Here is a 26,092-nt window from a genome sequence, read left to right as displayed (position 1 = left end):
TCCCGCGGCGTGACGTTTCCGGCACGGCGCGTCCCCACGCCAGCTTCGCCTTGGCCATACTGGCGCATCGTCATCGCAGGGGAGTTGGCCATGACCCTGGCCGTATTGGCCAGCCGGGCGATCGCCGGCTGGCAGGCGCCCGCCGTGCGCGTGGAAACCCATCTGGGCAGCGGCCTGCCCGCTTTTGCCATCGTCGGCCTGCCCGACGTCGAGGTCCGCGAAAGCCGCGAACGGGTGAGGGCGGCGATCCAGAACAGCGGTTTCGATTTCCCGCCCGGCCGCATTACCGTCAACCTGTCGCCCGCCGACCTGCCCAAGGCCTCGGCGCGCTTCGATTTGCCCATTGCGCTGGGTATCCTGCTGGCCAGCGGCCAGGTGGCCGCCAGCGCCGCGCAAACGGCGGCGCTGCCCGACAGCGTGTGGGCGGCCGAGCTATCGCTGTCGGGCGCCCTGGTGCCGCTGGCCGCGCCCTTGGCCCTGGCGCTGGCCGTCGCGCGCGAACAGCCGGGCGCGACCCTGGTGCTGCCGGCCGGCAGCGCCGCCGTGGCCGCATGGGTGCCGGGCATCCGGGTGCTGGCCGCGCATACGCTGGGCGAAGCCGCGGCGTACCTGGCCGGACATGCCGAACTGGCGCCGGCCGAGCGCCGCGCCTGGCCCGAGGCCGAACCCGGTCCGTGCCTGTCCGACGTACGGGGCCAACCGGCTGCCCGGCGCGCTCTGGAAGTGGCGGCCGCCGGCGGCCACAGCCTCCTGATGTGCGGGCCGCCCGGGGCGGGCAAAAGCATGCTGGCGCAACGCCTGCCAAGCCTGCTGCCGCCGCTGGAGCAGGGCCAGGCGCTGGAGGTGGCGGCCATCGCGGGCGCCGTCGGGGCGCCCGAGGTCCTGCGCGGCCAGCCGCCGTTCCGGGCCCCCCATCATTCCGCCTCGTCCGCCGCCCTGGTGGGCGGCGGCGCCAGGCCACGCCCGGGCGAGATCAGCCTGGCGCATCACGGCGTGCTCTTCCTGGACGAACTGCCCGAGTTCGAGCGCCGCGCGCTGGAGTCCCTGCGCGAGCCGCTGGAGACCGGCAAGGTCATCATTTCCCGGGCGCTGCACAGCGTCGAGTATCCCGCCGTATTCCAGCTGGTGGCGGCCATGAACCCGTGCCCCTGCGGCTGGCGCGGGCATGCGTCGAAGGCGTGCCGGTGCACGCCGGACCAGGTGCGCCGCTATGCGGCGCGCGTGTCGGGGCCGCTGGTCGACCGCATCGACCTGTGGATCGAGCTGCCCGCCACCGAGCCGCAGTGGCTGGCCGAGCCGCCCGGCGAGCCGTCCCTTCCGGTGCGCGAGCGGGTGGTGCGCTGCCGCCAGCGGCAACTGGCTCGCCAGGGTTGCCTGAACGCCAGGCTGTCCGGCCCCGCGCTCGATGCGAACTGCGGCCTGGGCGCCGCGGCCCGCGCGCTGCTGCAGCAGGCCATGCGGCGCCTGGGCGGCTCGGCGCGTGCCGCCCATCGCGCGCTCAGAGTGGCGCGCACCGTGGCCGACCTCGCCGGCGAGCGCGAGATCGGCGCCGCCCATATCGCCGAAGCGGTACAGTACCGGCGTCCGGTCTAGCCGGCCGCAATCAGGGACGGGGCGATGGGGGGCAGGGCGGGGGCGCTGCGCAGGCGGCTCGACAAACGGCCCGAAATCGCCATATAATCAAAGGCTTTCCGGCGCTTGTGCGATCTTTTTTGGCGCAGGGCCGGGAGAACGGGGCATTGCCGCCAGGCAAAGGTCTCGGAGCAGTACCAATAAGCAGCACCAATAAGTGGACACAGGTTCGACCAAGTTTTGTCGTCCGGTTGGCAACTTGCAGTAGCCGGCGCCAAGCACCTGTAGCCATGTACATCAACATCCTCTAGGAATCATCATGCCCAAGATGAAAACCAAGAAAAGCGCCGCCAAGCGCTTTAAGGTTCGCGGCAGCGGATCCATCAAGCGTGGTCAGGCGTTCAAGCGTCACATCCTGACCAAGAAGACCACGAAGAACAAGCGCCAGCTGCGCGGTTCGGCTGCGGTCCACGAAACCAACGTCGCTTCCGTGAAAGCGATGATGCCGTTCGCTTGATAAGGGAGATCTACTATGCCTCGCGTTAAACGCGGCGTTACCGCCCGCGCCCGTCACAAGAAAGTCATTGCCGCCGCCAAGGGTTACCGTGGCCGCCGTGGCAACGTATTCCGCATTGCCAAGCAAGCGGTCATGCGCGCCGGCCAATACGCCTACCGCGACCGCCGCAACAAGAAGCGCACGTTCCGTGCCCTGTGGATCACCCGTATCAACGCCGCCGTGCGTGAGCAGGGCATGAGCTACAGCGTGTTCATCGCCGGCCTGAAGAAGGCTGCGATCGAACTCGATCGCAAGGTGCTGGCCGATCTGGCCGTGCGCGACAAGGCCGGTTTCGCGGCCATCGTGCAGCAAGCCAAGGCTGCCTTGGCTGCCTGATCGCGTACATACATCGCGGATCGCTGCAAACGGGGCTGTAATGGCCCCGTTTGCGTTTTGAAGGCTCAAATTCCATGACATTACTGGTCGACGACCTGGTTTCTCAGGCTCAAGAACGATTCGCCGCTGCCTCCGACGCCGCCGCGCTCGAAAACGCCAAGGCGCGCTTTCTGGGCAAGGAAGGCGCGCTGACGGTCCTGCTCAAGGCACTGGGCAAGCTGGACCCGGAGCAGAAGCGCGCGATGGGCGCCCGCATCAACCAGGCCAAGCAGCAGATCGAAGCGCTGCTCAACGCCCGCCGCGCCGCGCTGGCGCAGGCCGAGCTGGATGCCCGCCTGGCCTCCGAAACCATCGATGTCACCCTGCCTGGCCGCGGCAAGGCCGCCGGCGGGATCCACCCGGTCATCCGTACCTGGGAGCGCGTCGAAGAGATCTTCCGCTCCATCGGCTTCGATGTGGCCGACGGCCCCGAGGTGGAAAACGACTGGACCAACTTCACCGCCCTGAACAACCCGCTGGACCACCCGGCGCGGTCGATGCAGGACACCTTCTACGTCGACATGCACGATGGCGACGGCCTGCCGCTGCTGCTGCGTACGCACACCAGCCCGATGCAGGTGCGCTACGCCCGCATGCACAAGCCGCCCATCAAGGTCATCGCGCCGGGGCGCACCTACCGCGTCGACAGCGACGCCACCCACTCGCCCATGTTCCACCAGGTCGAGGGGCTGTGGATCGCCGAGGACATTTCGTTTGCCGACCTCAAGGGCGTGTACACCGACTTCCTGCGCTGCTTCTTCGAAAGCGACGACCTGGTGGTGCGCTTCCGCCCGTCGTTCTTCCCGTTCACCGAACCGTCGGCCGAGATCGACATGATGTTCACCTCCGGCCCCAATCGCGGCCGCTGGCTGGAGATCTCGGGCTCGGGCCAGGTGCACCCGCAGGTCGTGCGCAACTTCGGGCTCGACCCCGAGCGCTACATCGGCTTCGCCTTCGGCTCCGGGCTGGAGCGCCTGACCATGCTGCGTTACGGTGTCAACGACCTGCGCCAGTTCTACGAAGGCGATTTGCGCTTCCTGCGCCAGTTCAACGAATAAATACGGGCAATCATGCAATTTCCTGAATCCTGGCTGCGTTCGCTGGTCAACCCTTCGATCGGCACCGATGAACTCGCGCACCGGCTGACCATGGCCGGCCTGGAAGTCGAAGAAACCGAGCCGGCCGCGCCGCCGTTTACCGGCGTGGTGGTGGCGCGCATCGTCGACATCGCGCCTCATCCCGACGCCGACAAGCTGCGCGTATGCCAGGTCGACGACGGCTCGGGCGCCCTGCTGCAGATCGTGTGCGGCGCGCCCAACGCGGCTGCCGGCCTGACCGTGCCGCTGGCGCGCGTGGGCGCCGAACTGCCAGGCGGCATGAAGATCGGCGTGGCCAAGATGCGCGGCGTGCAATCCTCGGGCATGCTGTGCTCGGCGCGCGAGCTGGGTTTGTCGCAGGATCACGCAGGCCTGCTCGAACTGCCGGCCGCGTTGCGCGCGGGCACCGATATCCGCGCCGCGCTGGACCTGGACGACACCCTGTTCACGCTCAAGCTGACGCCCAACCGCGCCGACTGCCTGTCCATTCTCGGCGTTGCGCGCGAAGTCGCCGCGCTGACCGGCACGCCGCTCACGGCGCCGGCGGCCGAGCCCGTGCCGGTCACCATCGACAAGCGCCTGCCGGTCGCCATCCAGGCCCCGGATCTGTGCGGCCGCTTTGCCGGGCGCGTGATCCAGGGCGTCAACGCGCGCGCGGCGACGCCCGAATGGATGAAGACGCGCCTGGAGCGCGCCGGCCAGCGCTCGGTGTCGGCCCTGGTGGATATTTCCAACTACGTCATGCTCGAGGTGGGGCGTCCCTCGCATGTGTTCGATCTCGACAAGATCGGCGGCGATCTCTCCGTGCGCTGGGCGCGCGAAGGCGAAACGCTCGAGCTGCTCAGCGGCCAGACCGTCGCGCTGGACCCCAGGGTCGGCGTGGTCGTGGCCGGCGAGCAGGTGGAGAGCCTGGCCGGCATCATGGGCGGCGAAGCCACCGCGGTGACGCTGGATACGCGCAACATCTACCTCGAGGCGGCATTCTGGTGGCCCGGCGCGATCGCCGGCCGCGCGCGCCGCTACAAGTTCAGCTCCGAAGCCAGCCACCGCTTCGAACGCGGCGTGGACTACGCCACCATCCCCGAACACATCGAGCTGATCACCCGGCTCATCCTCGACATCTGCGGCGGACAGGCCGGCCCGGTCGACGACCAGTGCGTCAACCTGCCCGTGCGCGAACCCGTGCGCATGCGGCTGGCGCGCTGCCACCGAGTGCTGGGCGTGGCGGTGGAGCGTGCCGAAGTGGCGCAGATCTTCACCCGCCTGGGCCTGCCGTTCCAGGAGCAGGGCGATGACTTCGTCGTTACGCCGCCGTCGTACCGTTTCGACATCGAGATCGAGGAAGACCTGATCGAGGAAGTGGCACGCGTCTACGGCTTCGAGCGGATTCCCGACGTGCCGCCGGTGGCGCGCGCCAAGATGCATGCGCAGCCCGAGGCGCGCCGTGGACCGCACGCCGTGCGCCGCCTGGTGGCCGCGCGCGACTACCAGGAAGTGGTCAACTACAGCTTCGTCGAAGCCGCCTGGGAGCGTGACTTCGCCGGCAACGACGACCCGGTGCGCCTGGTCAATCCCATCGCGAGCCATTTGTCGGTGATGCGTTCCAGCCTTATCGCGGGGCTGGTCGCCATCGTGCGCCACAACGCCAATCGCAAGCAGAGCCGCGTGCGCCTGTTCGAGCTGGGCCGCGTGTTCCATCGCGATCCCCGACTGGCCGACGGCCCGCTGGAAGTGGCGGGCGTGCGCCAGCCGATCAAGCTGGCGGGCGTGGCCTGGGGCGGGGCGGTCGAAGAGCAGTGGGGCGTGCCGCACCGCCAGGTCGATTTCTATGACGTCAAGCAAGACGTCGAAGCCCTGTTCGGCGCGCGCGCGGACGAGCTGCGCTTCGTCGCCGATCGCTACCCGGCGCTGCATCCCGGACGTAGCGCCCGCATCGAGCTGGCCGGCCAGCCCATCGGGTGGCTGGGCGAACTGCATCCGCAATGGACGCAGCAGGCCGACCTGCACCATGCGCCGGTCGTCTTCGAGCTGGACTTCGAGGCGCTGGCCGAGCGACGCCTGCCGGCGGTGGGCGAGCTGTCGCGCCAACCCGTGGTCGTGCGCGACCTGGCCTTGTGGGTCGATGCGCAATTGCCGGCCCAGGCCATGCTCGATACCGTGGCCGAGGCCATCGCGCGCGATCCGCAACTGTCGGTGGTGCAGGATGCGCGGGTGTTCGACGTCTGGCGCGAAAAGCCCGTGGCCGGGCAAACTGTTACCGAGAAAAGCCTTGCTTTCCGATTCTGGCTACAGGACACTGAGGTCACGCTGGACGAAGCCCGCGTTGCCGATTGCATTGCCCGCATCAAGGATGCGCTGGTTGCCGCGCACAACGCGCGTCAACGGGCCTGATCATTATGGGGACCACCATGCTTGCCGAGCCGCGTACGTTGACCAAGGCCGAGCTGGCCGAACTGCTCTTCGAGCGGGTCGGCCTGAACAAGCGCGAAGCCAAGGACATCGTAGACACCTTTTTCGAAGAGATCCGCGACGCGCTTGCGCGCGGTGATTCGGTGAAATTGTCGGGGTTCGGCAATTTCCAGGTGCGGGACAAGCCGCCCAGGCCCGGCCGCAACCCCAAGACGGGCGAGACCATCCCCATTGCGGCGCGGCGCGTGGTTACCTTCCACGCCAGCCAGAAACTCAAGAGCGTGGTCGAACAGCCCAGCTCGCCGCCGGAGCCTGGCTCTGCGGAGTGATACGCTTTGTCGGCAATTGTCATCGGCTCATTCAGGCCTCGCGGCATAAAATCTCCTTATGACACGTACCGAACCCACTGTAACCACGCTACCGCCCATTCCCGCCAAACGCTATTTCACCATTGGTGAGGTCAGCGACCTCTGCGGCGTCAAACCCCACGTGCTGCGGTACTGGGAACAGGAATTCACGCAACTCAAGCCCGTCAAGCGGCGCGGCAATCGCCGCTACTACCAGCATCACGAAGTGCTGCTGATCCGCCGCATCCGTTCGCTGCTGTACGAACAAGGTTTCACCATCAGCGGCGCGCGCAACCGCCTGGGCGACGCGCGCGACGCCGCGCACGATGCCGAAGCCGCGGTGCGGCTGAGCGCGGGCGAGCTGCAGGCCCTGCGCAACGAGCTGGGCGACATCTCCTCGATGCTGGGCGAGGCGCTGGGCGGCCAGCCCGAGAACGCGGCCAACGCCTGAGCTGCCCCCCGGCTAGGTACGGCAGACAGCGACGCCGCCTGGTTCTTCGCGAACAGGCGGCGTTTTCGTTTGAAGCCCGCAACCGCCGCCGGCCCGGCGCTGTGCTGGCAAAATTGGCGATGCAATGCGTGCACGCATTTTTCAGTTCTGATATACTTTCGTTCTTTCGGGGCGTAGCGCAGCCTGGTAGCGCACTTGCATGGGGTGCAAGGGGTCGCGAGTTCGAATCCCGCCGTCCCGACCAGTAGTTCCAAGGCCGTCAGTGATCACATCACTGACGGCCTTTCTCTTTTGTGGCGTCGGTTTGCAGAGCGGGCAAGGGTAGGCAGGGGATACAGCCGAAAAAGCAAAAAAGGGCAAAAAAAGGTTGGGCGGCAGTGGCTTGTGGTCAAGCGATTACACGTTTAGTCAAGCGCGGCTGCGCGGACAGGACTACAGTGGAAAATCCCCCACAACCCGAAGGAGAGTTTGATGATGATCGAGAACCTCCCCAGAATGCGTCGCGCCGGATGGGCGGCCGCGGCGATTGCCGTGGCCGGCCTGGCGTTTACCGGATGCACGACGACCACGCCCAACAACCAGGCGGCGGCGGCCGACCAGCGCAGCGAGATCAACGCCGGCGCCGATGCGACGCTGTCGAAGCTGTACACCGCGTCGCCGCAGGCCAAGGATCTGGTGCAGCGCGCGCGCGGCGTGCTGGTGTTCCCGTCCGTGATGGGCGCCAGCTTCATTGTCGGCGGCGAGCACGGCAAGGGCGTGCTGCGCACGGGCGGCAAGAACGCGGGCTACTACAGCACGACCAGCGGTTCCGTGGGGCTGCAGGCGGGGGCACAGTCGCGCGCCTACGTGCTGCTGTTCATGACCGACGAGGCGCTGGCGCAATTCCGCCAGAGCAACGGCTGGACGGCTGGCGCGGATGCATCGGTGGCGGTTGCCACCATCGGGGCCAACGGCCGTATCGATACCAACACCGCCAAGCAGCCGATCGTGGGCTTCGTGCTCAACAACGCGGGTCTGATGGCGGGCGTGTCGATAGAAGGCGCCAAGATCAGCAAACTGGAGCTGTAGCCGGCGCCGGGCTGCCCGTGGGCAGCCCGGTCTGGCGCTTCGACCCGCGCGCGTGTGGACAGGCGCGCGGGCGACCGGCTTTGCGCCCCGGCGGGGCGGTCATTCCAGGGACAGGAACATCGCGAATGCGATGGGGATGATGAGCAGGAAGGCGAAGGTCGAACTTATGACCGTTGCAGAAATCTTGACCAGCGTTTCACTACCGGCGGACTGAATCGTCTTGGCAAGCAGCGCCAGAATACTCAGTATCGCCAACGACGAAAAAACTGCCACGTATTCCATGTTGCCTCCTATCGTCCATGCCAGCTTGGCTCAGGACGTCCCGTTGTACGGCTTGCTGTTCTTGTGTCCCCATTGTGCGCTTCAATGTGTAGGAAGTGTCTGAGGGTTTTCCAGGGGCGGATAGGCCGGCGCCGACGCGCAGCACCGGCACGGCCTTGCGCCGCGCCGCAGCAACGGATGAGGGGATGTGAGGAAAAGGTGTTGCCAGGGCAGGCCTGGCGGCGATGGTGCGGTGCGCCGTGATCAGGGCGTCGCGGGTTTGCCGATCCAGCACAACAAATGGGTGCGCAGGAACGGGCACAGGCTGTTGACGGGGGCGTACAGTGTGGCGGGCAGGCGACGCGCCAGCGGCGGCGCCAGCGTGACCCGGGCGGTGTGGATGCGGGCGTGGGGGAACAGTTCGCGCACTTCGCGCAACGGCACGCCACGGACGTTCGGGTTGCGCGGGTTGTTATAGGCGAAGTCGTACCACAGCACGCCACCGCCCGGCTTGGTCCAGTGCCACATCCGTTGCGCCAGATCGCGCCGCACCTGGGCATCCAGGATGGATGTGAACACGGTGGATTGATAAAGCAGGTCGAAGCCGTCGCGGTCCAGGTCCAGGTCCAGGGCATTTCCCGCCAGGATGGGGATGGCCTGCGGCAGGCGGTGGCGCGCCTGTTCGACGCGGCTGTCGAGGAGGTCGTTGCCCATCAGGTTGGCGGGATCGAAGCCCAGGCGGATCAGGTCGAGCAGATTGGTGCCCGAGCCGCAGCCGACCTCGAGCACGCGAGCCTGCGCGGGCGGCACCGACAGGTGCTGCCGCAGCATGTTGGCCAGCGCGCGATCGCGCTCGTGTTGAATGCGTTGATTGACCGGCAGCAGAGGGATGTAGCGCGCATTCAGCTCGGCGTTGGCCGCGCGCGCCGTATAGACATCCTTCAGCGTGTCGGTCCATTCCTGGGAAGACGGGGCCATCGGCGCTCCGTTAGGCGAATGGATAACTGACAAACGCCTTAACAATAGCGTGCCGATTGCGTGACACGCAAGAGCGGATACAGGGTGATGCGGTACCGAATTTTCCCAATCCGGGCAATGGCTTAAACCGCTTCGGGCGGGTTGGTATGCAGCACGTAGCGAACGAACCCGCTGTGCGGCGTGTATCGGTCGTATAGCGCCCGGGCGCGATAATTGTTTTCCCGGGTGTTCCAGTACAGGCGCGACCAGCCGCGTGCCCGGGCTTCGTCCACCAGCCAGTCCAGCATGCGTCGGCCGACGCCGTGGGCGCGCGCCTGCGGATCGACGTACAGGTCCTGCAGGTAGCACACCGGCGCCAAGGTCGAGGTGTTCTCGTGCAGCAGGTAGTTGGCGATGCCGAGCACGCCGTGCGTGGGGCTTTCGGCCACGATGGCGTATACGGCCTGGGCCGGGTCCATGATGCGGCGCCAGGTATGGCGGGTCACGGCCTCGACCGGTTCGCGTTCGTAGAAGCGCGTATAGCCGTCCCAGAGTTCGCGCCAACGCGGCTCGTCGCCCGGCTGCGCGGGGCGGATCAGCAGATCGGGCGGCGCCATGGTCAGCGGCTCAGCTCGGCGCGCGCGTTGTCCAGGTCCTGCTTGGCCTCGCGCAGTTTGCGTTCGGCCTTGGCGATGTCGTCGGGGTCGCCTTCCTGCCGCTCTTCGTCCAGTTCGCGCTGACGTTCGGCCACCTTGTCGGTGGCCTCGCGCACATCGCGCTCGCGTTCGGCGCGCAGGCTTGCATCGTCGCAATGCCGGGCGCCGGCCAGCGCCTCTTCGAGGCCCTTGATGCGGCCGGTATTGCCATGGGCGCGCGCCTGGGCCAGTTCGGTCTCGATGCGGTCCAGCTTGGCCGCGCAGCCGGTCAAGGGCGCGGCGGGCTGTGCCAGGGCCTGGCCGCAGGCCAGGACGGTTGCCGCCCAGACTAGTCGTGACATAAGCTACCTCGTCGCGGTCGCAAAGGCTTGATCATACGCTGACGCAGACATCGCCGGCACATGGGTGGATCGCGGCGCCCGCAGTCCGGCTTCGCGGCGTTTTCCCTGCGTGAGGTGAACCATCATGAATCGACGTGGATTCGGGGCCGGCATGCTTGCGGCCCTGGGGGCGGCGTGCATGCCGCCATGGGCGCGCGCCGGCGTGCGGCGCGCGGCGCGGCCGGCCGATGCGGCGGCGCAGGCGCAGCGCCAGCTTGCGCTGCTGGAGCAGCGGCATGGCGCGCGCCTCGGGGTCCAGGTGCAGGACCGCGACAGCGGTGGCGCGTTCAGCCATCGGGCCGACGAACGGTTTCCGCTGTGCAGCACCTTCAAGCTGCTGGCCGCCGCCGCCGTACTGGCGCGCGCGGACCGCGGCGACGATAGCCTGGCGCGCCTGATCCGCTATGGCGCGACGGACATCGTGGCGTATTCGCCGGTCACCGGGCCGCGCCAGGCCGAAGGCATGACCCTGGAGCAATTGTGCGAGGCCGCCGTTACGCGCAGCGACAACACGGCTGGCAATCTGCTGCTGTCGACGCTGGGCGGCCCGCCCGGGTTGACCGCCTACGCGCGCGGCCTGGGCGATCGGGTGACACGGCTCGACCGTATCGAGACTGCGCTCAACGAGGCCAGGCCAGGCGATCCGCGCGACACCACCACGCCCGCCGCCATGGCCGGCAACCTGGAGCGCCTGTTGCTGGGCGACGCATTGCAGCCGGCTTCGCGCCAGCGGCTGGCCGACTGGTTGCTGGCCAGCCGGACCGGCGACACGCGCTTGCGCGCCGGCCTGCCCTCGGGCTGGCGTATCGGCGACAAGACTGGCGCGGGCGGGAACGGCACCAATAACGATGTCGGCGTGATCTGGCCGCGCGATGGCGCGCCGGTGCTGATCACGGCCTACCTCACCCAGTCCTCCGCCTCGCGCGAGACGCAGAATGCCGTGCTGGCCGAAGTGGGGCGTATCGCCGCCCATGCGGTGGCGGCGTGGCGGCTCGGCGGCTAGCGAGCGCGCCGCTCAGTTCTTTTCGGCGGGCGGCTGCGGCTTTTCGTCGCAATAGAAGGTAACCACGGCCTTCTTGGGCATCAGTCCGGTTGCGTGGTTGGACGTGATTTCCGGGCGCGCGAACTTGCGCCCCTGCGCTTCGCAGTACTGGCGCGCGCGCTCGCGCGCCTGGTTCTTGATCTCGACCCAGGTCGCCGCTTTCATGCCAGCGTTGTAGCTGACCGTGTACTGATTCTTGCCGACGGGCGTGACCTCGCTCATGCTGGAGCAGGCGGCCAGAAACAGGACAAGCGTGGGGACGAGCAGGCGTAGCGGCATAGGTGCATCCGGACGGGCCGGAACCAGGGGTTGGTGGCGGTGCCCAACAGTGTAGCCTTGTCGCGTCAGCCCGGCGCGATGGCGCTGCGACGGTCCAGCTTGCGGCTGAGCACGATGGATGTCTGCGTCTGTTTCACGCCGTCGATCAGGCCGATGTGATCGAGCAGGTCGTCGAGCTGCTCATGGGTTTCGCAGCGCAGGAAAACCAGGTAGTCGAATGCGCCGCTGACCGAGGAAATCTCTTCGACTTCGGGGATCCTGGCCAGTTCGCGCATGACGGCCGCCGGCGTTTTCGGCAGCACGCTGAGAAAGCAGTAGGCGCGCACCGCGGCTTCCTCCAGCCGCTGCCCGAGCCGTACCCCGTATCCGGCGACCACGCCGTCGCGCTCCAGCCGCGCAATGCGCGCGACGACAGTGCTGCGTGCGAGATTCAGCTTGCGCGCCAGGATGGCGGCGGGTTCGCGCGCATTGGCCTGCAGCAGGCTGAGCAATTGCCGGTCGATGGCGTCGAGTCTGGGATCCATGGTGGGCGGCGGGCGGTTGCGGTCTGGCGCACGGTACAGGGCGGCCGGCGGCGGCGTCAACCGCGGCGCCTCAATCGGGCTCGGTGGGCAGCCCGCCCTGGTAGATCCTGCCGCCGAATTCGAAGTGGCCGATCGCCCGCGCGGCAGCCTCGAAAAGACGGTCCTGCTGGCCGTCCATGACGGACGCGGGGTGTCGCGGTTCGAAGCGGCATATGTCGTCGTCGCGCCCGAACCAGGCGCGGGCCACCAGGGTATCGACGCCGGCCTCATGCGCGAAGTGGGCGAACTCGCGCAATTGCTCCATCTCGTGAAAAGCGCCGGACAGGCTGCTCAGGGTGATGCCGAACTTGACCTCGGTCACCGGCTCCGGCGTTGCCGCGCCGGCTGCGGGCAATGGTTCGCCGTCGTCGTAGTCGAACCGCGCGCCGATGCTGCGCATGCGTTCCAGGACGAGCCGCCATTGGGCTTGCGGCAAGGCCAGCTGGGCCGCCATGTAAAGCAGGCGCTGGCGGCCCAGCGCATGCGGTTCGGCCCCGTCCACATAGCGCGGCCAGGGAGCCTGGTCATCGAGGCCTGCCAGTTGGTTCATCTGTGCGGTACTGTAGTGCAGGGATTCCTGCAGCCGACGCAGCGCGGCCGGACTGGGCGGCACATAGTTGCGTATCGTCTTCATGGTTGGCCTCCGCTTCCGCCTGGCCGGGCCGGCTTGCCCAGCCGTCGATTCATGCTAGCGCCGTCATCGCGGCCTGCATAGCGGTAATGGGCTGCGTGCTAGCATGCGGCCCAGAAAATTCTGCGATATAGAGGGCAATATGGATATTCAAGAACAGATTGCGGTGATTGTGCATACGGTGTCGCACCAGGGTGGGCGTATCGACGCGCTCCACTCGACGCTGGCGTCGGTGTTGCATCTGGTCAAGGGGTCGCCCGGATTGCGCGAAGCGATCGAGGCGCAACTCGAGCAAAGCTACGCCAACCTGCTGGCGCGTTCGGAGAACCCGCAGTACGTGGCCGGCTTCGAGAGCGTGCGCGACACCGTGGTTGCCGCGCTCAAGTAGCAAGTTGCCCACATCTTCTGTGGACAAGCCTTGGGATAGCCTGCGCGCAGATCGAAAATTCCTCGCCAGAACAATGACTTGTCCGGGGCGGGCAATTCGGGAGCGGGCAGCGCGCTACAGGGAGGCCGCGACGATATCCGCCAGGCGCTTCATGGCCGCGGCAATGTCGGCGGTATAGGGGACGCCGCAACTGATCCGCAGGAAATGGTCGTAGCGGTTCGAGTTCGAGAACATCGGGCCCGGCGTGATGCGGATGCCGGCCCGCAGCGCCTGTTCGAACACGCGCATGGCGGGCACGCCCGCGGGCAGTTCCACCCACAGCAGCATCCCGCCCGTGGGCACGCTCAACCGCGTGCCGTCGGGGAAGTGGCGCGCGACGGCCGCCGCCATCGCTTCGCGCTGCTCGCGCAGCGTCTGGCGCAGGCGCGCCAGGTGGCGGTCATAGGCCTTGGTGCCCATATAGTCGGCGGCCGCGGCCTGGGGCAGCGGCGGGTTGGGGCGGCTTTGCGCGAATTTCAGCATGCCGACGCGCCGGCTCCAGCGCCCGCCCAGCATCCACCCCAGCCGCATGCCGGGAGCCAGCGTCTTGTGCAGCGACGCGCAATAGATCACGTTGCCGCTGTCGTCCCATGACTTGAGTGCCAGCGGCGTGCCGTGGTCGCCCAGCGCGCCATAGGTGTCGTCCTCGATCAGGGCGAGTCCGGTGCGTTCGCACAGCTTGACTAGCCGGGCCTTGTCGGCGTCGTCCATGACGCAACTCAGCGGGTTCTGGAAGTTGGGCACGACGACCACGGCGCGCACGTTCGCATGCGTCTGCAAGGCCAGTTCCAGCGCCTCGATCGAAATGCCGCGCTGCGGGCTGGTGGGTATTTCCAGGGCGCGCAGGCCCAGGCTTTCGAGGATTTGCAGCAGGCCGAAGTAGGTCGGCGACTCGACCGCGATCGTATCGCCCGGCCGGGCCACCGCGCGCAGGGCCAGGTTGAGGGCTTCGATGCAGCCGTGCGTGACCAGCACCTCGTCCGGCGTCGCGCTGATGCCGCATTCCATTGCACGGCGCGCCAGCACGGCGCGGAATTCCGGGTGGCCGTGCGGCGGCACCGGCGCGGTCAGCAGTTCCGGCGCGTGCCGCGCCGCGCGCGTGAGAGCCAGTTGCAGCGCCCGCGTTGGATAGGCCTGCGGCGGGGCGGCGGCCAGCGCGAAGTCGGCGCTCAGCGGATGCTGCTGGCACGAGGCAATGAAATCCGAAACCCGGTCGTGGATGCCGACGTATTGCGCGGGATCGAGCGCGCCCTTGATATCGGGTTCGGGCACCGGCGCCAGGGCCGGGCGCCGCGGACGCAGGACAAAATAGCCCGAGCGCGGGCGGGCCTCGATCAGGCCGTCGTCCTCGAGCTGGCGGCACGCCTGCAGGGCAGTGGACAGGCTGACGTGATGGGCGCGCACCAGATTGCGCACCGAAGGCATGCGTTGCGCCGGCGCCAGGACGCCCGTCTGGATGGCGCGGCGATAGTGGTCTGCGAGGCGCAGGTACAGCGGCTGCGTGTTCATGGCGCGATGGTGCATCGGCAGGGCTGGCCGCAACAGGCACAGTTGCGGTGAAAAACAACCATAACAGAGTTCGATTCCCCGATCTGTATCGATACAGACAGCCTGTTGCTGTGCCTGTTGCGGCAGGGCGCGGGCCGGTAGCCTGAAGACCTGTTTACCGATGCCGGATGAGGCTGTCATGGATCGCTTGCCGTATTCCCCCGGACCCGCGGGCCGCGCCGCTGTGCGCGCTGAGCGCCTGCAGCTGGCCGCCGGCTCGGCGCTGTGCCGCCATGCGCGAGGCGGCGCCCAATTGATCTGCCTGGAAGGACGGGTGCGGGTGGTGGAGCATCGCGCCGGCCAGGACGGCGCGGGCGTTCCGGTCGACGTTCCGCTGGCGGCGGGGCAGGCGCATCGCGTGGAGTTCGGCGGCGCGGTGACGGTGCGAGCGCATGGCGCCGCGCTGGTCGTGTGGATGGAGTCCGCGCCGCGGTGGCGCGCGATACTCGTCGCCGCGCTGCAAGGATTTTCAAAATGGGTTATGATTACGTTCATCAGACGCGGGGTGGAGCAGTCTGGCAGCTCGTCGGGCTCATAACCCGAAGGTCGTAGGTTCAAATCCTGCCCCCGCAACCAGATCAAAAGGCTTGGCGACACATCGCCAGGCCTTTTTTGCTTGCGCAAGCGCCTTTGCGCGCTTGCCGCGGCAGGGCTTCTGTCCAGCCCTGGTCATGCGCTACCATGGGCCACCCGAGCGACCTTGTCGCATCCAAGGAGGGGACATGGGAACTGCCAAGTACGATCATCCCGGTTATCTGGCCGACGCCGGCACCGCCGGCACGTATCACGTCGGCGTCTGGTGCCCGCACGGTTATCCCGCCCACGTCCATATCGGCCGCGCCGGCAGCCAGGCCGATGCGCGCCTGCGGCTGCGCATTCCCGACGGCGTATTCCAGTCCATGCCCGACGACATGGAAACGTTGTGCCGGCGCGCTTTCGGCCAGGCGCTGGACGAAGGCCTGCTGGCCGCGAGCGAAGGCGATTTCCAGGAGGTCAGGCTGCGCCTGGACGCCCAGCCCTGGGCCGGCCCGTTGGCGGCGGCGCAGCCCGCCTGAGCGCGGTTACCCACAGCCGATGTGGACAACCCTTGGGATAGGGGGCGCACATCTGCCTAATCCCGCGCCAAAACAAGGACTTGCGCAAGGTGCTCAAGAAAGGGGCTGAGCAGGGCGCGCGGGCGGCGCCCGCCGGCGTGCTCAGCCGCACTGGCGCCGGATCGCGGCGGGATCGGTCACGTAGTGATTGCCGCTGCCCTGCAGCATCCGGATGCGCTGGTCGCGCGCGCGCTCCCAGTCGTCCACCGGATAGGCGCGCGCCCAGACGCACAGCACGCGCCTGTCCTCGCGCGACAGCTTCAGCTTGTAGCGCTCGGCCATGTAGAACTGGATGCGCGCGATCCGGCCGCGCACGTATTTGCGCGGCTGTATGCGGCGGGTCTTGAAGTCCACGATGGTTTCGCATTGGCCATACATGGGGGCGGGCCGGTCGGCCCATACGGCGTAGCGGAAGTTCTGCCGATCGCCGTTGACCTCGCCGACCGACGGCACCAGGTTCACCAGGTCGCCTTCGGCGCGCGCGAACACGGGGTCGGTCCGGCCGCAATGCTTGCGTCCGCCCGGCTTGCCGTTGACGCGCTGCTGCCAGCACTGGCGCTGGTGGCCCAGCGTCCACGCCGGCACCACATGCTCCCATTCCAGTTGCCGCGCACGCCGGGGCTGCTTGCGCGGCGCGTAGCCACAGGCTTGCAGGTCGATGCGCTTGCCCTGGTACGGGCAGCCGCAATAGAAGTCGCGCTCCAGGTTCTGGTAGACGCGTGGCAGCACTTTCTTGGCGTGCCGGAAGTCGCGGTGTCCGACGGCGTTCGGACGGGTGACCAGCTCGGCCTGGGCGGCCAGCGGCAGGCTGAGCAGCGCAGCCAATACAACAGCATATTTCATGGCGCAGCATTGTAGGTGGATTGCCTACGCCATGCGTCACAGGATGGCGCGCGCATGCAACTGATTGCGAGTGCTTGCTGCAGAAAGCACGCCGCTGCGTTATCCTGAGCCGGTCCGGCTCGGACCCGCCGGCTTTCCCGTCGCTCGTTCGACGCTTCCCAGTCCAGGAGATGTCATGAAGAACAAAGCTCTCATTGTTGTGCTGCTTGCCATGGCCGCGCTGTCCGCGGGTTGCAATACGGTTGCCGGCGCGGGCAAGGATATCGAGCGAGGTGGCGAAAAAATCCAGGGTGCGGCCCAGAAGTAGCGCAAGGCGGCGTAGCTAGCCGCGCCATGCGCAGCCGCCTGCCGCGATAGGGCGCCAAGGCGGCTTTTTCATTGGGCGCGTTGATGCATAATCCGTCCGTTGCATTACTTGGAGCAGGAGTCGATATGCGCAGGGTAGGGTTGATCGGAGCGCTGCTGGCCGCCGGTGTGTTGAGCGGGTGCGCCAGCCAGGGCCTGCTGTCGGGCGATACGCCCGGACTGTCCGAAAGTTTCATCGTCACGGCCGATTTCCAGGCGGCGTATCGCCGCGCCGGCGAATACGTGCGCGTCTGCCATGAGCAGCGACCGCATCCGTACGGCGTGGTGTACCAGTCGTCGCGGCGCCTGGGCGACCGTGGCGCGCCCAACGAGGTGCATGTGTTCAAGCGGGAAGAGCCCACCAAGATCCTCGAAATCATCCAGTCGCAGACCGAGACGCCATCGACGGCCCGGGTGACGGTCAGGGTGCTGGGCGACGGCAAGTGGGATGCGGCGGAGATTGCCGCGGCCAAGGCCTCGATCCAGTCGGCCACGCCGGTGTGCAGACAGGACGTCGGCTGAGATGGAGCACGGCGCGGACGAGCGTACGGGCGACAGCGGGCAGGGCTTGCTCGCCGGCCCCTTGCGTCTGCTGGCCGGCCTGAACGGCCTGGCGGCGTTGATGCTGGTCGCGTTTTCTCTGGGCATCGTCGGCGGCGAGGTGGCGCCGCCCGCCTTGCAGGCGCCTCTGGCCCTGTTTCTGGCAGGGCTGGCCGCCGCGATGGCCGCGATGTTGTTCGGCACGGCCGCCCGCTATCTGCGGCGCCGCCAGGCCGCCGGCGTGCGCGGTCGCGGCCATCTCCCCGCCGTGGTGCTGGCGATTGCCCTGTATCTCGCCAGCGTCGCGGCCTTTGGCGCGGGCTGCTGGCTGGCGGTCGCCCCGGCCGATACCGACTACGACCAGCTACCCACGGTATACGCAACCCGCGTCTGACCCGCGCCACAGTGCCGGTTATATACGCAAAAAATCATGGACGTCGGTTTTTTGGTCGAATAATATGCGCATTGCGTATATTTGTATTCCTTCCTGGGGCCGCCCATGTCCATTTCCCAACAAGCCTTTCTGCGCGACGCGATGCGTCGCCTCAACCTGACGCGCGACGTGTTCGCCGGCCGCATCGGCGTCAAACGCCGCGCGCTGGATACGTGGCTGTTGCCCGAAGGGTCGCAGGAATTTCGCGCGATGCCCGAAGTGGTGGAGCGCTTTGTCAGCGAAATCGTGCAGAACCGCGACTTGCTGGAGAAATATACGCAGAGCGGGCAGGTGGGCCCCTTGCGCGACCGCATTGCCGTCGAAGGGCGTCATCAGCTGCTGTCGGTCGACCAGTTCACCCGCGAATCGGTGGAAGACCTGTTCCGCGTGGCGGACATGATGCAACCCATTGCGCGCCGCCAGAAGGTGTCGCGGGTGCTGGAAGGCGCGGTGCTGGGCAACCTGTTCTTCGAGGCCAGCACGCGGACTCGCGTCAGCTTCGGCGCGGCGTTCTGCCGCCTGGGCGGCTCGGTCTGCGACACCACGGGCTTCACGTTCTCGTCCATGGCCAAGGGCGAGTCCATCTACGATACGAGCCGCGTGATGAGCGGCTACGTGGACGCCATGGTCATCCGCCATCCCGAGCAGGGGTCGGTGGCGGAGTTCGCCCAGGCGACCAATATCCCGGTGGTCAATGGCGGCGACGGCCCGGGCGAGCATCCCAGCCAGGCCCTGCTGGATCTGTACACCATCCTTACCGAGTTCTCGCGCCTGGGCAAGCTGCTCGACGGCGCGCACATCGCCATGGTCGGCGACCTGAAGTACGGCCGCACGGTGCACTCGCTGATCAAGCTGCTGGCGTTGTACAAGGGCGTGAAGTTCACGCTGATCTCGCCGCAGGGGCTGGAGATGCCCGACTACATCGTCGAGCAGGCCAGCCGCAACGGCAATGTGATCGAGCAGAAAAGCACGCTGGCCGAGGGCCTGGCGGGCGCGGACGTCATTTACGCCACGCGTGTGCAGAAAGAGCGTTTCGCCAACGAAGAGGCGGGCGAGGGCTACACGGCGGATTTCCAGGTCAACCGCGCCATCATCGACGCCTGCTGCGGCCCGGACACCATTGTCATGCACCCCTTGCCGCGCGACAGCCGGCCGGGGTCCAACGACCTGAGCACCGATCTGAACCATGACCCGCGCCTGGCGATCTTCCGCCAGACCGACAACGGCATCCCGATCCGGATGGCGATCTTCGCCGTGCTGCTGGGCGTGGAAGGGCTGGTGCAGCATTCGATGCGCGACGTGACGTGGCAGCATCCGTCGCACATCGGCCCCGACGACTCGGTATTCCACGGCCTGGACTAGGCCGTGCCGCGTGGCGCGTCGGCGCCACGCATTTCCGCGTCAGACGCGCTTTTCCCCGCCCAGCGAGTCGACCAGCTCGGCCAGCAGCTTGGCCACTTCGCCGGTCATGAGCGTCATGTCCGAATCGAACTTCTCGTCGTCGTTCTGGGTGGCCGCGTCCGGGTTCTCCTTGAGCACGTCCAGCGGCGCGACGCGCTTGACGTCCAGCGATTCGGTCAGCACGAACGACACCCGATCGGCCCAGGTCATGGCCAGGCGCGTGCATTGCTTGCCGGACTGGATATGGCGCCGCACATCGTCGACGTCGATCGAGTGCTTGACGTAGCGGATCGCGGCGCGGCTTTCGCCGGAGGCGCGCAGTTCCGTGTCCTGGTCGATCGAGAAGTTGGTGGGCGCTTCGTCGGCCGCCAGCCACCCCGTCATCGCCGCGGCGGGAGACTGTTCGACGTAGAGGTTTTCCAGCGGCAGCGGGTCGATCGTCTTGACCAGCAGGCCGATGACCTCGTCGGCCTTCGCGGAGGCGGCGGCATCGATCACCAGCCAGTGGTTGACGGTATCGATCCAGACGCGGGTGTCGCGGTAGATGCTGAAGGCCTTGGGCAGCAGCTCGTCGGTGACGCGCTCCTTGATTTCCTTCATCTGCTTGCGGCCAGGCTTGTAGCCTTGCTGCTCTTCGATTTCCTGCGCGCGGGCCTTGGCGACCTGGTTGACGACCGTGGTCGGCAGCAGCTTCTTCTCGGCGCGCAGCGTCAGCAGTATCTGGCCGTTGAGCGTGTGCGCGAGCAGGCCGTTATCGCGCGGGGATATCCACCCCAGGCTCTGCATTTCGAGGTTGTTGCCGCCCTGATAGGCAAAGCGGGCAAGGCATTCTTCCAGCTGGTCGCCGTTCAAGGCCCAGGGCGCGGAAAGCCGGTAAATCTTGAGATTCTTGAACCACATGGCGTCGGGCAAAAGGGTTGATTCTATACGACCGGGGCCCACTCATGCACCCGCGTCGTCGCGGGCATTGACACGACACCTTCTGTCACGGACAGTGAGCAGGCGTTCGGGTATCGTCCGGCGCATCCACCATTTGCCGCAAGGGGAGAGAAGATGAAGCCAGCCACCATCGTGGGCGCCGTTCTGATCGTGCTGGGCGCCGCCGCCCTGGTCTACAAGGGGTTCTCGTACACGTCGGAGGAGACCGTGCTGCAGGTCGGCTCGGTCAAGGCCACCGCGCAGACGGAGAAAGATGTCGCCATACCGAGCTGGGCCGGGATCGCCGCGATCGTGGTCGGCGTGCTTATCATCGGCGTGGGCATGCGCCGCTGAGGCGGCGCCGCAAGGCCGGGGTCCCGCCGGGGCTTGTGGCGGCCCCCAGGGGGGGCTTTCGCCGGCCGGGCCGGCCCAAGGCAAAAAAAGGCCCGACACATCGTGTCGGGCCCGTACGGGGCACGCAATGCCGCGTCAATAAGGCTCGCGGGGAACACGGCATTGGTGTCAGAGTACTGGCCCTGCAATCCTCGGACAGGGGATCGTTTGTCCATGGATTGACGCAAGACCGTGATCTGAGCGGCCAGTCTAATCCTGGAGGTCTGACAGCGTCCTGAATCGGGCTGCGTCCGGCGATGCGTGGCTGGCGGGTGTCCGGCCTGCCACGCATCGCTGGGCGCGGGCCGGACTACAGCACGCCGGCGCGCTGCAGGTCGGCGATCTGCGCTTCGTCGCGGCCCAGTTCACGCAGAATCGCGACGCTGTCGGCGCCCAGGGCGGGCGGGCTGGTTTCGCCGCTTAGCGGCGCGCGGTTGTAGTGAAAGGGCGCGCCCACATACTTGACGCCTTCGTTGTCGACCAGGATCCGGCGGTGCTCCACCTGCGGGTCCCGGGTCACGTCGGGAATGCTGTTGATCGGGCTGCATGGCACGTCGGCCGCCTCCAGGCGCGCGATGAAGTCGTCGCGGCGGCCGTTGGCGAACACGGCATTGAGCAGCGGCTCGAGCTGGCTGTGGTTGAGCGCGCGCATCGGGCCGTCCTGGAAGCGCGGGTCATGCAGCAGCGGCTCCAGGCCCAGCGCCGCGCAGAAGCGCTGCCATTGCGGCTCGGTATCGACGCATACCGCGATCGGGAAGTCCTTGGTCTCGAATGACTGGAACGGGGCAATCAGGGGATGCCGGCTGCCCAGGCGCTCCGGGACGTCGCCCACGTTCAGATAGCGCGAAATCGCATTTTCCATCAGCGCCATCTGGCAATCCATCATCGAGACGTCGACGAAGGCGCCTTCGCCGCTGCCGTGCCGGCCCTCGATCGCCGCCAGGATCGCGACCGTGGCGAACAGGCCGGAGGCGATGTCGCCGATCGAGACGCCCACGCGCGCCGGCGGGCCGCCTTCCTGTCCGGTGATGCTCATCATGCCGGAGATGGCCTGGGCGATCACGTCGAAGGCGGGCTTGTGGCGATAGGGGCCGGTCTGGCCATAGCCCGAGATCGAGGCGTAGACCAGCCCCGGGTTCAGCGCCTTGGCGTCGTCATACCCCAGGCCCAGCCGGTCCATGACGCCCGCCCGGTTGTTCTCGACCAGGATATCGCTGTGCGCGATCAGGTCGCGCAGGATCTGCTTGCCTTCCTCGGTCTTCAGGTTGACCGTGATGCTGCGCTTGTTGCGATTGACGCTCATGAAATACAGGCTCTCGCCAGCGTGAAAGGGGGCGATGGCGCGGGCGAAGTCCCCTTCGCCAGGGCGCTCGACCTTGATGACGTCGGCGCCGAGCAGCCCCAGCAGCCACGTGCAGTAGGGGCCGGCGAGCATATGGGTGATGTCGAGGACTTTCAGGCCAGCAAGAGGCTTGGCCGGTGCAGATTGTGCAAGCATGGAGAGATGGGCGCCGGGGCACCGTGAGGGCTGAGATGCAACGATGTTGCAGCCTGCCGCGTTCCAGCACAATCGCTTAGTTTGTCGCGCATCAGTGCATTTGATGCACGGCTTGTGCGATCGGGCCCGGCGCGGGCCTAGGAGAGGGCCTCGGTCAGCCACTGGCGGACGGTCGCGATGGCCGGGTCATTCCATTTGTGCTCCGGAGCGACGAAGTAGTAGCCGCCCATCTGTACGGAGATGTTGGGCAGCACTTCCACGAGATCGCCGCGCGCGATCCGGTCGTTGGCCAGGAGCTCGCTGACCAGCGCGATGCCCTGGCCCAGCTGCGCGGCCTCCATCGTCAAGTGCCCGTGCCACAGGCGCGGGCCGCGCAGGATGGGCAGTTGCGCCACGCCCACGGAACCCAGCCATTGCTCCCACTGGTCCGTGGACTGCTCGTGCAGCAACGGCAGGTGAACCAGGTGTTCGGGTTCGCTGACGTCCGGAAAGCGTTCCCGGAATGCCGGGCTGCACACGGCCAGGATGCGCGGGCGCGAGAACATCTCCGCGCGCAGGCCGTCGCCGATGAACGGTTGGGTCAGGTAGATGATTTCGGCATCCGCCTCATCCTTGTTGAAGTCGGGCCGGGCGGTGGTGGGTTGGAGGATCAGCTCTTTGCCATCGAGCCGGTTTTCCAGTTCGGGCAGGCGCATCAGCAGCCGGCGAGAGGCGAGGCCGGCCATGCAGCAGACGTGGATGGCGTCGCCCCGGCCATGGACGAGTTCGCCGCAGGCGTCCGCGATGAGGTCCAGCGCGCGCCGCGTCTTGGCGGCGAAGCGCTGGCCTTCGCGCGTAAGGGCCAGGCCACGGCCATCCTTTTTCACCAATCGCGTGCCGACGGCATCTTCCAGGTTCTGGATGTGGCGCGATACGACGGTATGGGAAATCGCCAGCAGGTCGGCCGCGGCGCGGATGCTGCCGCTGCGACTGAACGCATCAAATGCACGAACGGCAATCAAGGGGGGAAGACGGCGATAGATCACGGTGATTGAATGTTGCCTTGAAAACCAGGTATAGCGCCATTTTTGGAGGAACTGCCGCAATAGGTGTAATCCCGAGTCCGGGCGCCTGCTGGGCAATAGGTGCGTAAAAGCTGCCGATCGGCGTCTTGCAAACTGCTTGTTGGCCGGGGGGGATTCGGACATTCTCTGCCCCAGCAGCGCGGCCATGCCGCGTCCGGTCATAACAAGGGGAAGTCATGAGCATTTCCAATCGTGCGGCCATCGTCGGCCTGTGCGAATCGCCGCGCCGCCATGCGCCCGAGGTGCATCCGTACCAGATCCAGATGGAGTGTGTGCTGGGCGCCCTGGCCGACGCCGGCCTGGGCCTGGCGGATGTGGACGGCCTGTGCGTGGCGGCCGGCGACTGGGCCGAGGGCGGCGGCGTCAACAGCGTGACGGAGTTCGCCGAATACGCCGGCCTGCGTCCGACCTGGTTCGACAGCACCGACGTGGGGGGCTGCTCGTACATCGTGCATGCGGGCCACGCCGCCGCGGCCATCGCGGCCGGCCTGGCCGAGGTGGTCGTGATCAGCTACGCGGCCACGCCGCGCTGGTGGCCGCTGAGCACGCCGTCCTTCGACCCCTTTGTCTTCCCGGCCGGCCCGGGACAGTACGAGCTTCCCTACGGTCCGACCCTGATCTCGGCCTACGGCCTGTATGCGCAGCGCCACATGGCGCGATACGGCACGACGCCAGAGCAATTGGCCAGCGTGGCGGTGACCTTCCGGGGCCACGCGGCCGCCAACCCGCAAGCCAGGTTGCGCACGCCGATCACGGTGGACGACGTGCTGGCTTCGCCCATGATCGCCTCGCCGCTGCACAAGCTGGATTGCTGCGTCGTGACCGACGGCGGCGGCGCCGTCGTGATGACCAGCGCCGAGCGCGCGCGGGACTTGCGCCAGAAGCCGGTGCTGCTGTCCGGCTTCGGCGCGGCGACGGCGCGCACGCAGCTCTCGCAGATTGCGCCGGACCTCTCGACACCGGCGACGCTGTCGGGGCCCCGGGCGTTCGCGATGGCGGGCCTGTCGCCGGCCGACATCGATGTCGCGCAGCTCTACGACGCGTTCACCATCACGCCGCTGCTGGCGCTGGAAGACCTGGGGTTCTGCGAACGCGGCGAAAGCGGCGCTTTCGCCGCCGACGGGCAACTGACGCTGGGCGGCGCGCTGCCCTGCAATACGGACGGCGGCGGCCTGTCTTCCAACCATCCCGGAAAGCGCGGCATTTTCGCCCTGATCGAGGGCGCGCGCCAATTGCGCGGCCAGGGGCCGGGCGTCCAGGTGCCCGATGCCGGGCGGGCGCTGGTCCACGGCCTGGGCGGCACTTTCTGCGCCGCGGCCACCGCCATTCTTACCGTGTGAGGACGCCATGTTCGATGTAACGATGCCCCCCGTGCAGGACCTCTGCAGCCAGCCTTTCTGGGAGGCCGCCCGCGAACAGCGCCTGCTGGTGCAGCAATGTCCGACTACGGGCCGCTATCAATGGTATCCGCGCGGCCATTCGCTGGCCGATCCCGGCGCGGTGCCGCGGTGGGTGCAGGCCAGCGGGCGCGCGCGCTTGTTCTCCTACACCGTCATTCACAAGGGCGGCGTGCAGAAGGCGCCCTACACCTGCGTGCTGGTCGCGCTGGAGGAGGGGCCCTTGATGCTGACCCGCTGCCCGAGCGAACGGCCGCTGCAGATCGACATGCCGATGCACGTGGCCTTCGAGAAGGTCGGCGATACGCTGACCCTGCCCGTATTTGTTCCCGTGGAGTCCTGAATGTCTGTCGAATTCGAGCGGATACAGCTCGGCGAGCGCCATACCTCGTCGCGCATCACCATCACCGAAAGCCATATCGTCACGTTTGCCGGCCTGACCGGTGATTTCAACCCGCTGCACATGGATGAGGTGGCGGCGCGCGAAAACGGCTACGGCCAGCGCATCGCGCATGGAATGCTGGGGCACGCCGTCAGCACCGGCCTGCGCTCGGGCATCGACGATTGGGACATCGTGGCCTTCCTGGAAACCCGGCGCCGTTTCGTCGCGCCCATCCTGGCCGGCGATTCGGTACGGTACGAGGCCGAGGTGCTGGAGCTGCGGCCCAGCCGGTCCAAGCCTTTCGGCGTGGTCAAGGTGTCGATGCAGCTGCGCAATCAGGACGGTGTGACCGTGCAGGATGGCGAAGACGTATTCGCGGTGGCGATGCGCAGTGGAGAAGCATGAATGAAGAACGATCGATTGCAGGGACGAGTGGCGCTGGTTACGGGCGGCGCGGGCGGCATCGGCCTGGCGGTGTGCCGGCGCTTGCAGGCCGAAGGCGCGCGCATCGTGGTGGGCGACATCGGCGAGGAGCGCGTGCTTGCCGCGGCGGCGGCGCTGGGCGGGCAAGCGTTCGGCGTCTTCCTGGACGTCGCGGACCGCCAGAGCTGGGCGGCCGCCAAGCGGGCGGTGGACGCGCAGGGCTGGCAGGTGGACATCGTGGTCAACGTGGCCGGCATTGTGCGCGACCGTTCGTTGGCCAAGATGTCGGACGCCGAATGGAGCGCTGTCATCGACGTGAACCTGCGGGGGACCTGGCTGGGTTGCCAGAGCGCCTTCGCGTGGATCGGCGAACGCGGCTGGGGGCGCATCATCAATGTGGCGTCCACCGCCATTTTCGGCGCCTATGGCCAGGCCAATTATTCCGCCGCCAAGGCCGGCATCGTGGGGCTGACGCGAACCGCGGCGCTGGAAGGGGCCAAGCGCGGCATCCTGGTCAACGCCGTGGCGCCCGGTATCGTCGAAACCTCGATCCTGGCGGATGTCCCCGACCAGGTTCGTGCGGGCTGGCTGGCCAGGATGCCGCTCAAGCGCACGGCGCAGCCTGAAGAAATCGCCGCTGTCATTGCCTTTCTCGCCTCCGACGACGCGAGCTATATGACCGGACAGACCCTCGTCGTCGACGGCGGGGCAACCACGGGCGACTACTGAGCGCCACATCACA

At 67.3% G+C, this 26,092-nt stretch carries 31 protein-coding genes, 2 tRNA genes and 1 pseudogene; 22 read left to right on the top strand and 12 right to left on the bottom strand.

Going from position 1 to position 26,092, the window contains the following annotated elements; all coding sequences use genetic code 11:
- The first annotated feature begins 90 nt into the window (after nt 1–90).
- The 9 genes from CAL11_RS14180 to CAL11_RS14140 all read left to right on the top strand — a co-directional run bounded on the left by CAL11_RS14180 (nt 91) and on the right by CAL11_RS14140 (nt 7,875).
- On the top strand, nt 91–1,593 hold the full coding sequence (locus CAL11_RS14180; RefSeq protein WP_086093293.1) for a YifB family Mg chelatase-like AAA ATPase: 1,503 nt from the start codon (nt 91–93) through the stop codon (nt 1,591–1,593).
- A 298-nt stretch (nt 1,594–1,891) separates the two neighbouring features.
- Nucleotides 1,892–2,089 (top strand): 50S ribosomal protein L35, encoded by a 198-nt coding sequence (rpmI, locus tag CAL11_RS14175; protein WP_003812834.1) that lies wholly within the window; start codon nt 1,892–1,894, stop codon nt 2,087–2,089.
- 15 nt (nt 2,090–2,104) lie between these two features.
- Nucleotides 2,105–2,464: a 50S ribosomal protein L20 gene (gene rplT, locus CAL11_RS14170; protein ID WP_003812832.1), complete on the top strand. Its 360-nt coding sequence runs from the start codon at nt 2,105–2,107 to the stop codon at nt 2,462–2,464.
- 74 nt (nt 2,465–2,538) lie between these two features.
- Nucleotides 2,539–3,561 carry a phenylalanine--tRNA ligase subunit alpha gene (gene pheS / locus CAL11_RS14165; protein ID WP_068926633.1) on the top strand — a complete coding sequence of 341 codons (1,023 nt, stop codon included), beginning with the start codon at nt 2,539–2,541 and terminating at the stop codon, nt 3,559–3,561.
- Nucleotides 3,562–3,573: 12 nt separating this feature from the next.
- Nucleotides 3,574–5,991 (top strand): phenylalanine--tRNA ligase subunit beta, encoded by a 2,418-nt coding sequence (gene pheT / locus CAL11_RS14160; RefSeq protein ID WP_086093292.1) that lies wholly within the window; start codon nt 3,574–3,576, stop codon nt 5,989–5,991.
- A 5-nt stretch (nt 5,992–5,996) separates the two neighbouring features.
- Nucleotides 5,997–6,338: an integration host factor subunit alpha gene (locus tag CAL11_RS14155; RefSeq protein WP_080699790.1), complete on the top strand. Its 342-nt coding sequence runs from the start codon at nt 5,997–5,999 to the stop codon at nt 6,336–6,338.
- A 58-nt stretch (nt 6,339–6,396) separates the two neighbouring features.
- Entirely contained in the window at nt 6,397–6,807 is a 411-nt protein-coding gene (locus tag CAL11_RS14150) for a MerR family transcriptional regulator (protein ID WP_068926631.1), read from the top strand.
- Nucleotides 6,808–6,974: 167 nt separating this feature from the next.
- Nucleotides 6,975–7,051: transfer RNA gene (locus tag CAL11_RS14145), tRNA-Pro, on the top strand.
- Nucleotides 7,052–7,278: 227 nt separating this feature from the next.
- Entirely contained in the window at nt 7,279–7,875 is a 597-nt protein-coding gene (locus CAL11_RS14140; RefSeq protein ID WP_080699791.1) for a BPSL1445 family SYLF domain-containing lipoprotein, read from the top strand.
- A gap of 99 nt (nt 7,876–7,974) precedes the next feature.
- Here the strand turns inward: CAL11_RS14140 and CAL11_RS14135 are convergent, their stop codons facing one another.
- The 4 genes from CAL11_RS14135 to CAL11_RS14120 form a co-directional block, all read right to left on the bottom strand.
- Nucleotides 7,975–8,157: a hypothetical protein gene (locus CAL11_RS14135; RefSeq protein ID WP_033463644.1), complete on the bottom strand. Its 183-nt coding sequence runs from the start codon at nt 8,155–8,157 to the stop codon at nt 7,975–7,977.
- 243 nt (nt 8,158–8,400) lie between these two features.
- The gene (locus CAL11_RS14130) at nt 8,401–9,114 is read right to left on the bottom strand and encodes a class I SAM-dependent methyltransferase (protein WP_086093291.1); all 714 of its coding nucleotides are present in this window, start codon (nt 9,112–9,114) and stop codon (nt 8,401–8,403) included.
- A 122-nt stretch (nt 9,115–9,236) separates the two neighbouring features.
- Nucleotides 9,237–9,710, bottom strand: coding sequence for a GNAT family N-acetyltransferase (locus CAL11_RS14125; RefSeq protein ID WP_033463650.1), 474 nt, complete (start codon nt 9,708–9,710; stop codon nt 9,237–9,239).
- 2 nt (nt 9,711–9,712) lie between these two features.
- Nucleotides 9,713–10,090: a DUF1090 domain-containing protein gene (locus CAL11_RS14120; protein WP_068926612.1), complete on the bottom strand. Its 378-nt coding sequence runs from the start codon at nt 10,088–10,090 to the stop codon at nt 9,713–9,715.
- Between the two features lie 124 nt (nt 10,091–10,214).
- On the opposite strand from CAL11_RS14120, the gene blaBOR reads away from it, so the two are divergent.
- Nucleotides 10,215–11,132 carry a BOR family class A beta-lactamase gene (blaBOR, locus tag CAL11_RS14115; protein WP_033463656.1) on the top strand — a complete coding sequence of 306 codons (918 nt, stop codon included), beginning with the start codon at nt 10,215–10,217 and terminating at the stop codon, nt 11,130–11,132.
- A gap of 12 nt (nt 11,133–11,144) precedes the next feature.
- Here the strand turns inward: blaBOR and CAL11_RS14110 are convergent.
- From CAL11_RS14110 to CAL11_RS14100, 3 genes and pseudogenes are all read right to left on the bottom strand, one after another.
- A pseudogene (locus CAL11_RS14110) lies at nt 11,145–11,497 on the bottom strand (hypothetical protein).
- Nucleotides 11,498–11,515: 18 nt separating this feature from the next.
- Nucleotides 11,516–11,974 (bottom strand): Lrp/AsnC family transcriptional regulator, encoded by a 459-nt coding sequence (locus CAL11_RS14105; RefSeq protein ID WP_033463865.1) that lies wholly within the window; start codon nt 11,972–11,974, stop codon nt 11,516–11,518.
- A gap of 70 nt (nt 11,975–12,044) precedes the next feature.
- Nucleotides 12,045–12,647: a hypothetical protein gene (locus tag CAL11_RS14100; RefSeq protein ID WP_033463662.1), complete on the bottom strand. Its 603-nt coding sequence runs from the start codon at nt 12,645–12,647 to the stop codon at nt 12,045–12,047.
- Between the two features lie 103 nt (nt 12,648–12,750).
- Here CAL11_RS14100 and CAL11_RS14095 point away from each other — a divergent pair, with 103 nt between their 5' ends.
- Nucleotides 12,751–13,032 carry a hypothetical protein gene (locus tag CAL11_RS14095; RefSeq protein ID WP_086093290.1) on the top strand — a complete coding sequence of 94 codons (282 nt, stop codon included), beginning with the start codon at nt 12,751–12,753 and terminating at the stop codon, nt 13,030–13,032.
- Nucleotides 13,033–13,146: 114 nt separating this feature from the next.
- Here the strand turns inward: CAL11_RS14095 and CAL11_RS14090 are convergent, their stop codons facing one another.
- Entirely contained in the window at nt 13,147–14,760 is a 1,614-nt protein-coding gene (locus CAL11_RS14090; protein ID WP_167382502.1) for a PLP-dependent aminotransferase family protein, read from the bottom strand.
- Nucleotides 14,761–15,118: 358 nt separating this feature from the next.
- Between CAL11_RS14090 and CAL11_RS14080 the strand changes: the two genes are divergently transcribed.
- Nucleotides 15,119–15,195 (top strand) — tRNA-Met (locus CAL11_RS14080).
- 146 nt (nt 15,196–15,341) lie between these two features.
- The gene (locus tag CAL11_RS14075) at nt 15,342–15,674 is read left to right on the top strand and encodes a hypothetical protein (RefSeq protein WP_167382501.1); all 333 of its coding nucleotides are present in this window, start codon (nt 15,342–15,344) and stop codon (nt 15,672–15,674) included.
- 141 nt (nt 15,675–15,815) lie between these two features.
- Here the strand turns inward: CAL11_RS14075 and CAL11_RS14070 are convergent, their stop codons facing one another.
- Nucleotides 15,816–16,556 (bottom strand): endonuclease, encoded by a 741-nt coding sequence (locus CAL11_RS14070; RefSeq protein ID WP_086093286.1) that lies wholly within the window; start codon nt 16,554–16,556, stop codon nt 15,816–15,818.
- Nucleotides 16,557–16,731: 175 nt separating this feature from the next.
- Here CAL11_RS14070 and CAL11_RS14065 point away from each other — a divergent pair, with 175 nt between their 5' ends.
- The 4 genes from CAL11_RS14065 to CAL11_RS14050 all read left to right on the top strand — a co-directional run bounded on the left by CAL11_RS14065 (nt 16,732) and on the right by CAL11_RS14050 (nt 19,236).
- Nucleotides 16,732–16,863, top strand: coding sequence for an entericidin A/B family lipoprotein (locus CAL11_RS14065; RefSeq protein WP_010928631.1), 132 nt, complete (start codon nt 16,732–16,734; stop codon nt 16,861–16,863).
- Between the two features lie 125 nt (nt 16,864–16,988).
- The gene (locus CAL11_RS14060; RefSeq protein ID WP_015039598.1) at nt 16,989–17,423 is read left to right on the top strand and encodes a BPTD_2524 family lipoprotein; all 435 of its coding nucleotides are present in this window, start codon (nt 16,989–16,991) and stop codon (nt 17,421–17,423) included.
- Nucleotide 17,424: 1 nt separating this feature from the next.
- Nucleotides 17,425–17,835: a hypothetical protein gene (locus tag CAL11_RS14055; protein WP_086093285.1), complete on the top strand. Its 411-nt coding sequence runs from the start codon at nt 17,425–17,427 to the stop codon at nt 17,833–17,835.
- A gap of 105 nt (nt 17,836–17,940) precedes the next feature.
- The gene (locus tag CAL11_RS14050; protein ID WP_033463683.1) at nt 17,941–19,236 is read left to right on the top strand and encodes an aspartate carbamoyltransferase; all 1,296 of its coding nucleotides are present in this window, start codon (nt 17,941–17,943) and stop codon (nt 19,234–19,236) included.
- Nucleotides 19,237–19,275: 39 nt separating this feature from the next.
- Here the strand turns inward: CAL11_RS14050 and CAL11_RS14045 are convergent, their stop codons facing one another.
- On the bottom strand, nt 19,276–20,175 hold the full coding sequence (locus CAL11_RS14045; protein ID WP_033463867.1) for a recombination-associated protein RdgC: 900 nt from the start codon (nt 20,173–20,175) through the stop codon (nt 19,276–19,278).
- Between the two features lie 153 nt (nt 20,176–20,328).
- On the opposite strand from CAL11_RS14045, the gene CAL11_RS14040 reads away from it, so the two are divergent.
- The gene (locus CAL11_RS14040; protein ID WP_003812786.1) at nt 20,329–20,547 is read left to right on the top strand and encodes a hypothetical protein; all 219 of its coding nucleotides are present in this window, start codon (nt 20,329–20,331) and stop codon (nt 20,545–20,547) included.
- A gap of 349 nt (nt 20,548–20,896) precedes the next feature.
- Here the strand turns inward: CAL11_RS14040 and CAL11_RS14035 are convergent, their stop codons facing one another.
- On the bottom strand, nt 20,897–22,084 hold the full coding sequence (locus CAL11_RS14035) for a CaiB/BaiF CoA transferase family protein (protein ID WP_033463687.1): 1,188 nt from the start codon (nt 22,082–22,084) through the stop codon (nt 20,897–20,899).
- A 137-nt stretch (nt 22,085–22,221) separates the two neighbouring features.
- Nucleotides 22,222–23,109, bottom strand: a complete 888-nt coding sequence (locus CAL11_RS14030) for a LysR substrate-binding domain-containing protein (RefSeq protein WP_086093284.1) — start codon at nt 23,107–23,109, stop codon at nt 22,222–22,224.
- 215 nt (nt 23,110–23,324) lie between these two features.
- On the opposite strand from CAL11_RS14030, the gene CAL11_RS14025 reads away from it, so the two are divergent.
- Genes CAL11_RS14025 through CAL11_RS14010 form a run of 4 tightly spaced genes read left to right on the top strand, consistent with a single transcriptional unit; the run spans nt 23,325 to nt 26,079 of the window.
- Entirely contained in the window at nt 23,325–24,488 is a 1,164-nt protein-coding gene (locus tag CAL11_RS14025) for a thiolase C-terminal domain-containing protein (RefSeq protein WP_086093283.1), read from the top strand.
- 7 nt (nt 24,489–24,495) lie between these two features.
- Nucleotides 24,496–24,888, top strand: a complete 393-nt coding sequence (locus tag CAL11_RS14020) for a Zn-ribbon domain-containing OB-fold protein (RefSeq protein WP_086093282.1) — start codon at nt 24,496–24,498, stop codon at nt 24,886–24,888.
- On the top strand, nt 24,889–25,332 hold the full coding sequence (locus tag CAL11_RS14015; protein WP_086093281.1) for a MaoC/PaaZ C-terminal domain-containing protein: 444 nt from the start codon (nt 24,889–24,891) through the stop codon (nt 25,330–25,332). It abuts the gene before it with no gap.
- Entirely contained in the window at nt 25,333–26,079 is a 747-nt protein-coding gene (locus CAL11_RS14010) for an SDR family oxidoreductase (RefSeq protein ID WP_033463696.1), read from the top strand. It abuts the gene before it with no gap.
- Nucleotides 26,080–26,092 lie beyond the last annotated feature (13 nt).

Origin of the sequence: Bordetella genomosp. 6 (assembly GCF_002119705.1) — a bacterium.
GTDB classification, from domain to species: domain Bacteria; phylum Pseudomonadota; class Gammaproteobacteria; order Burkholderiales; family Burkholderiaceae_B; genus Bordetella; species Bordetella bronchiseptica_F.
The sequence above is the reverse complement of the archived record's forward strand: the minus strand, read 5'-3'. Positions and strand labels throughout refer to the sequence as shown.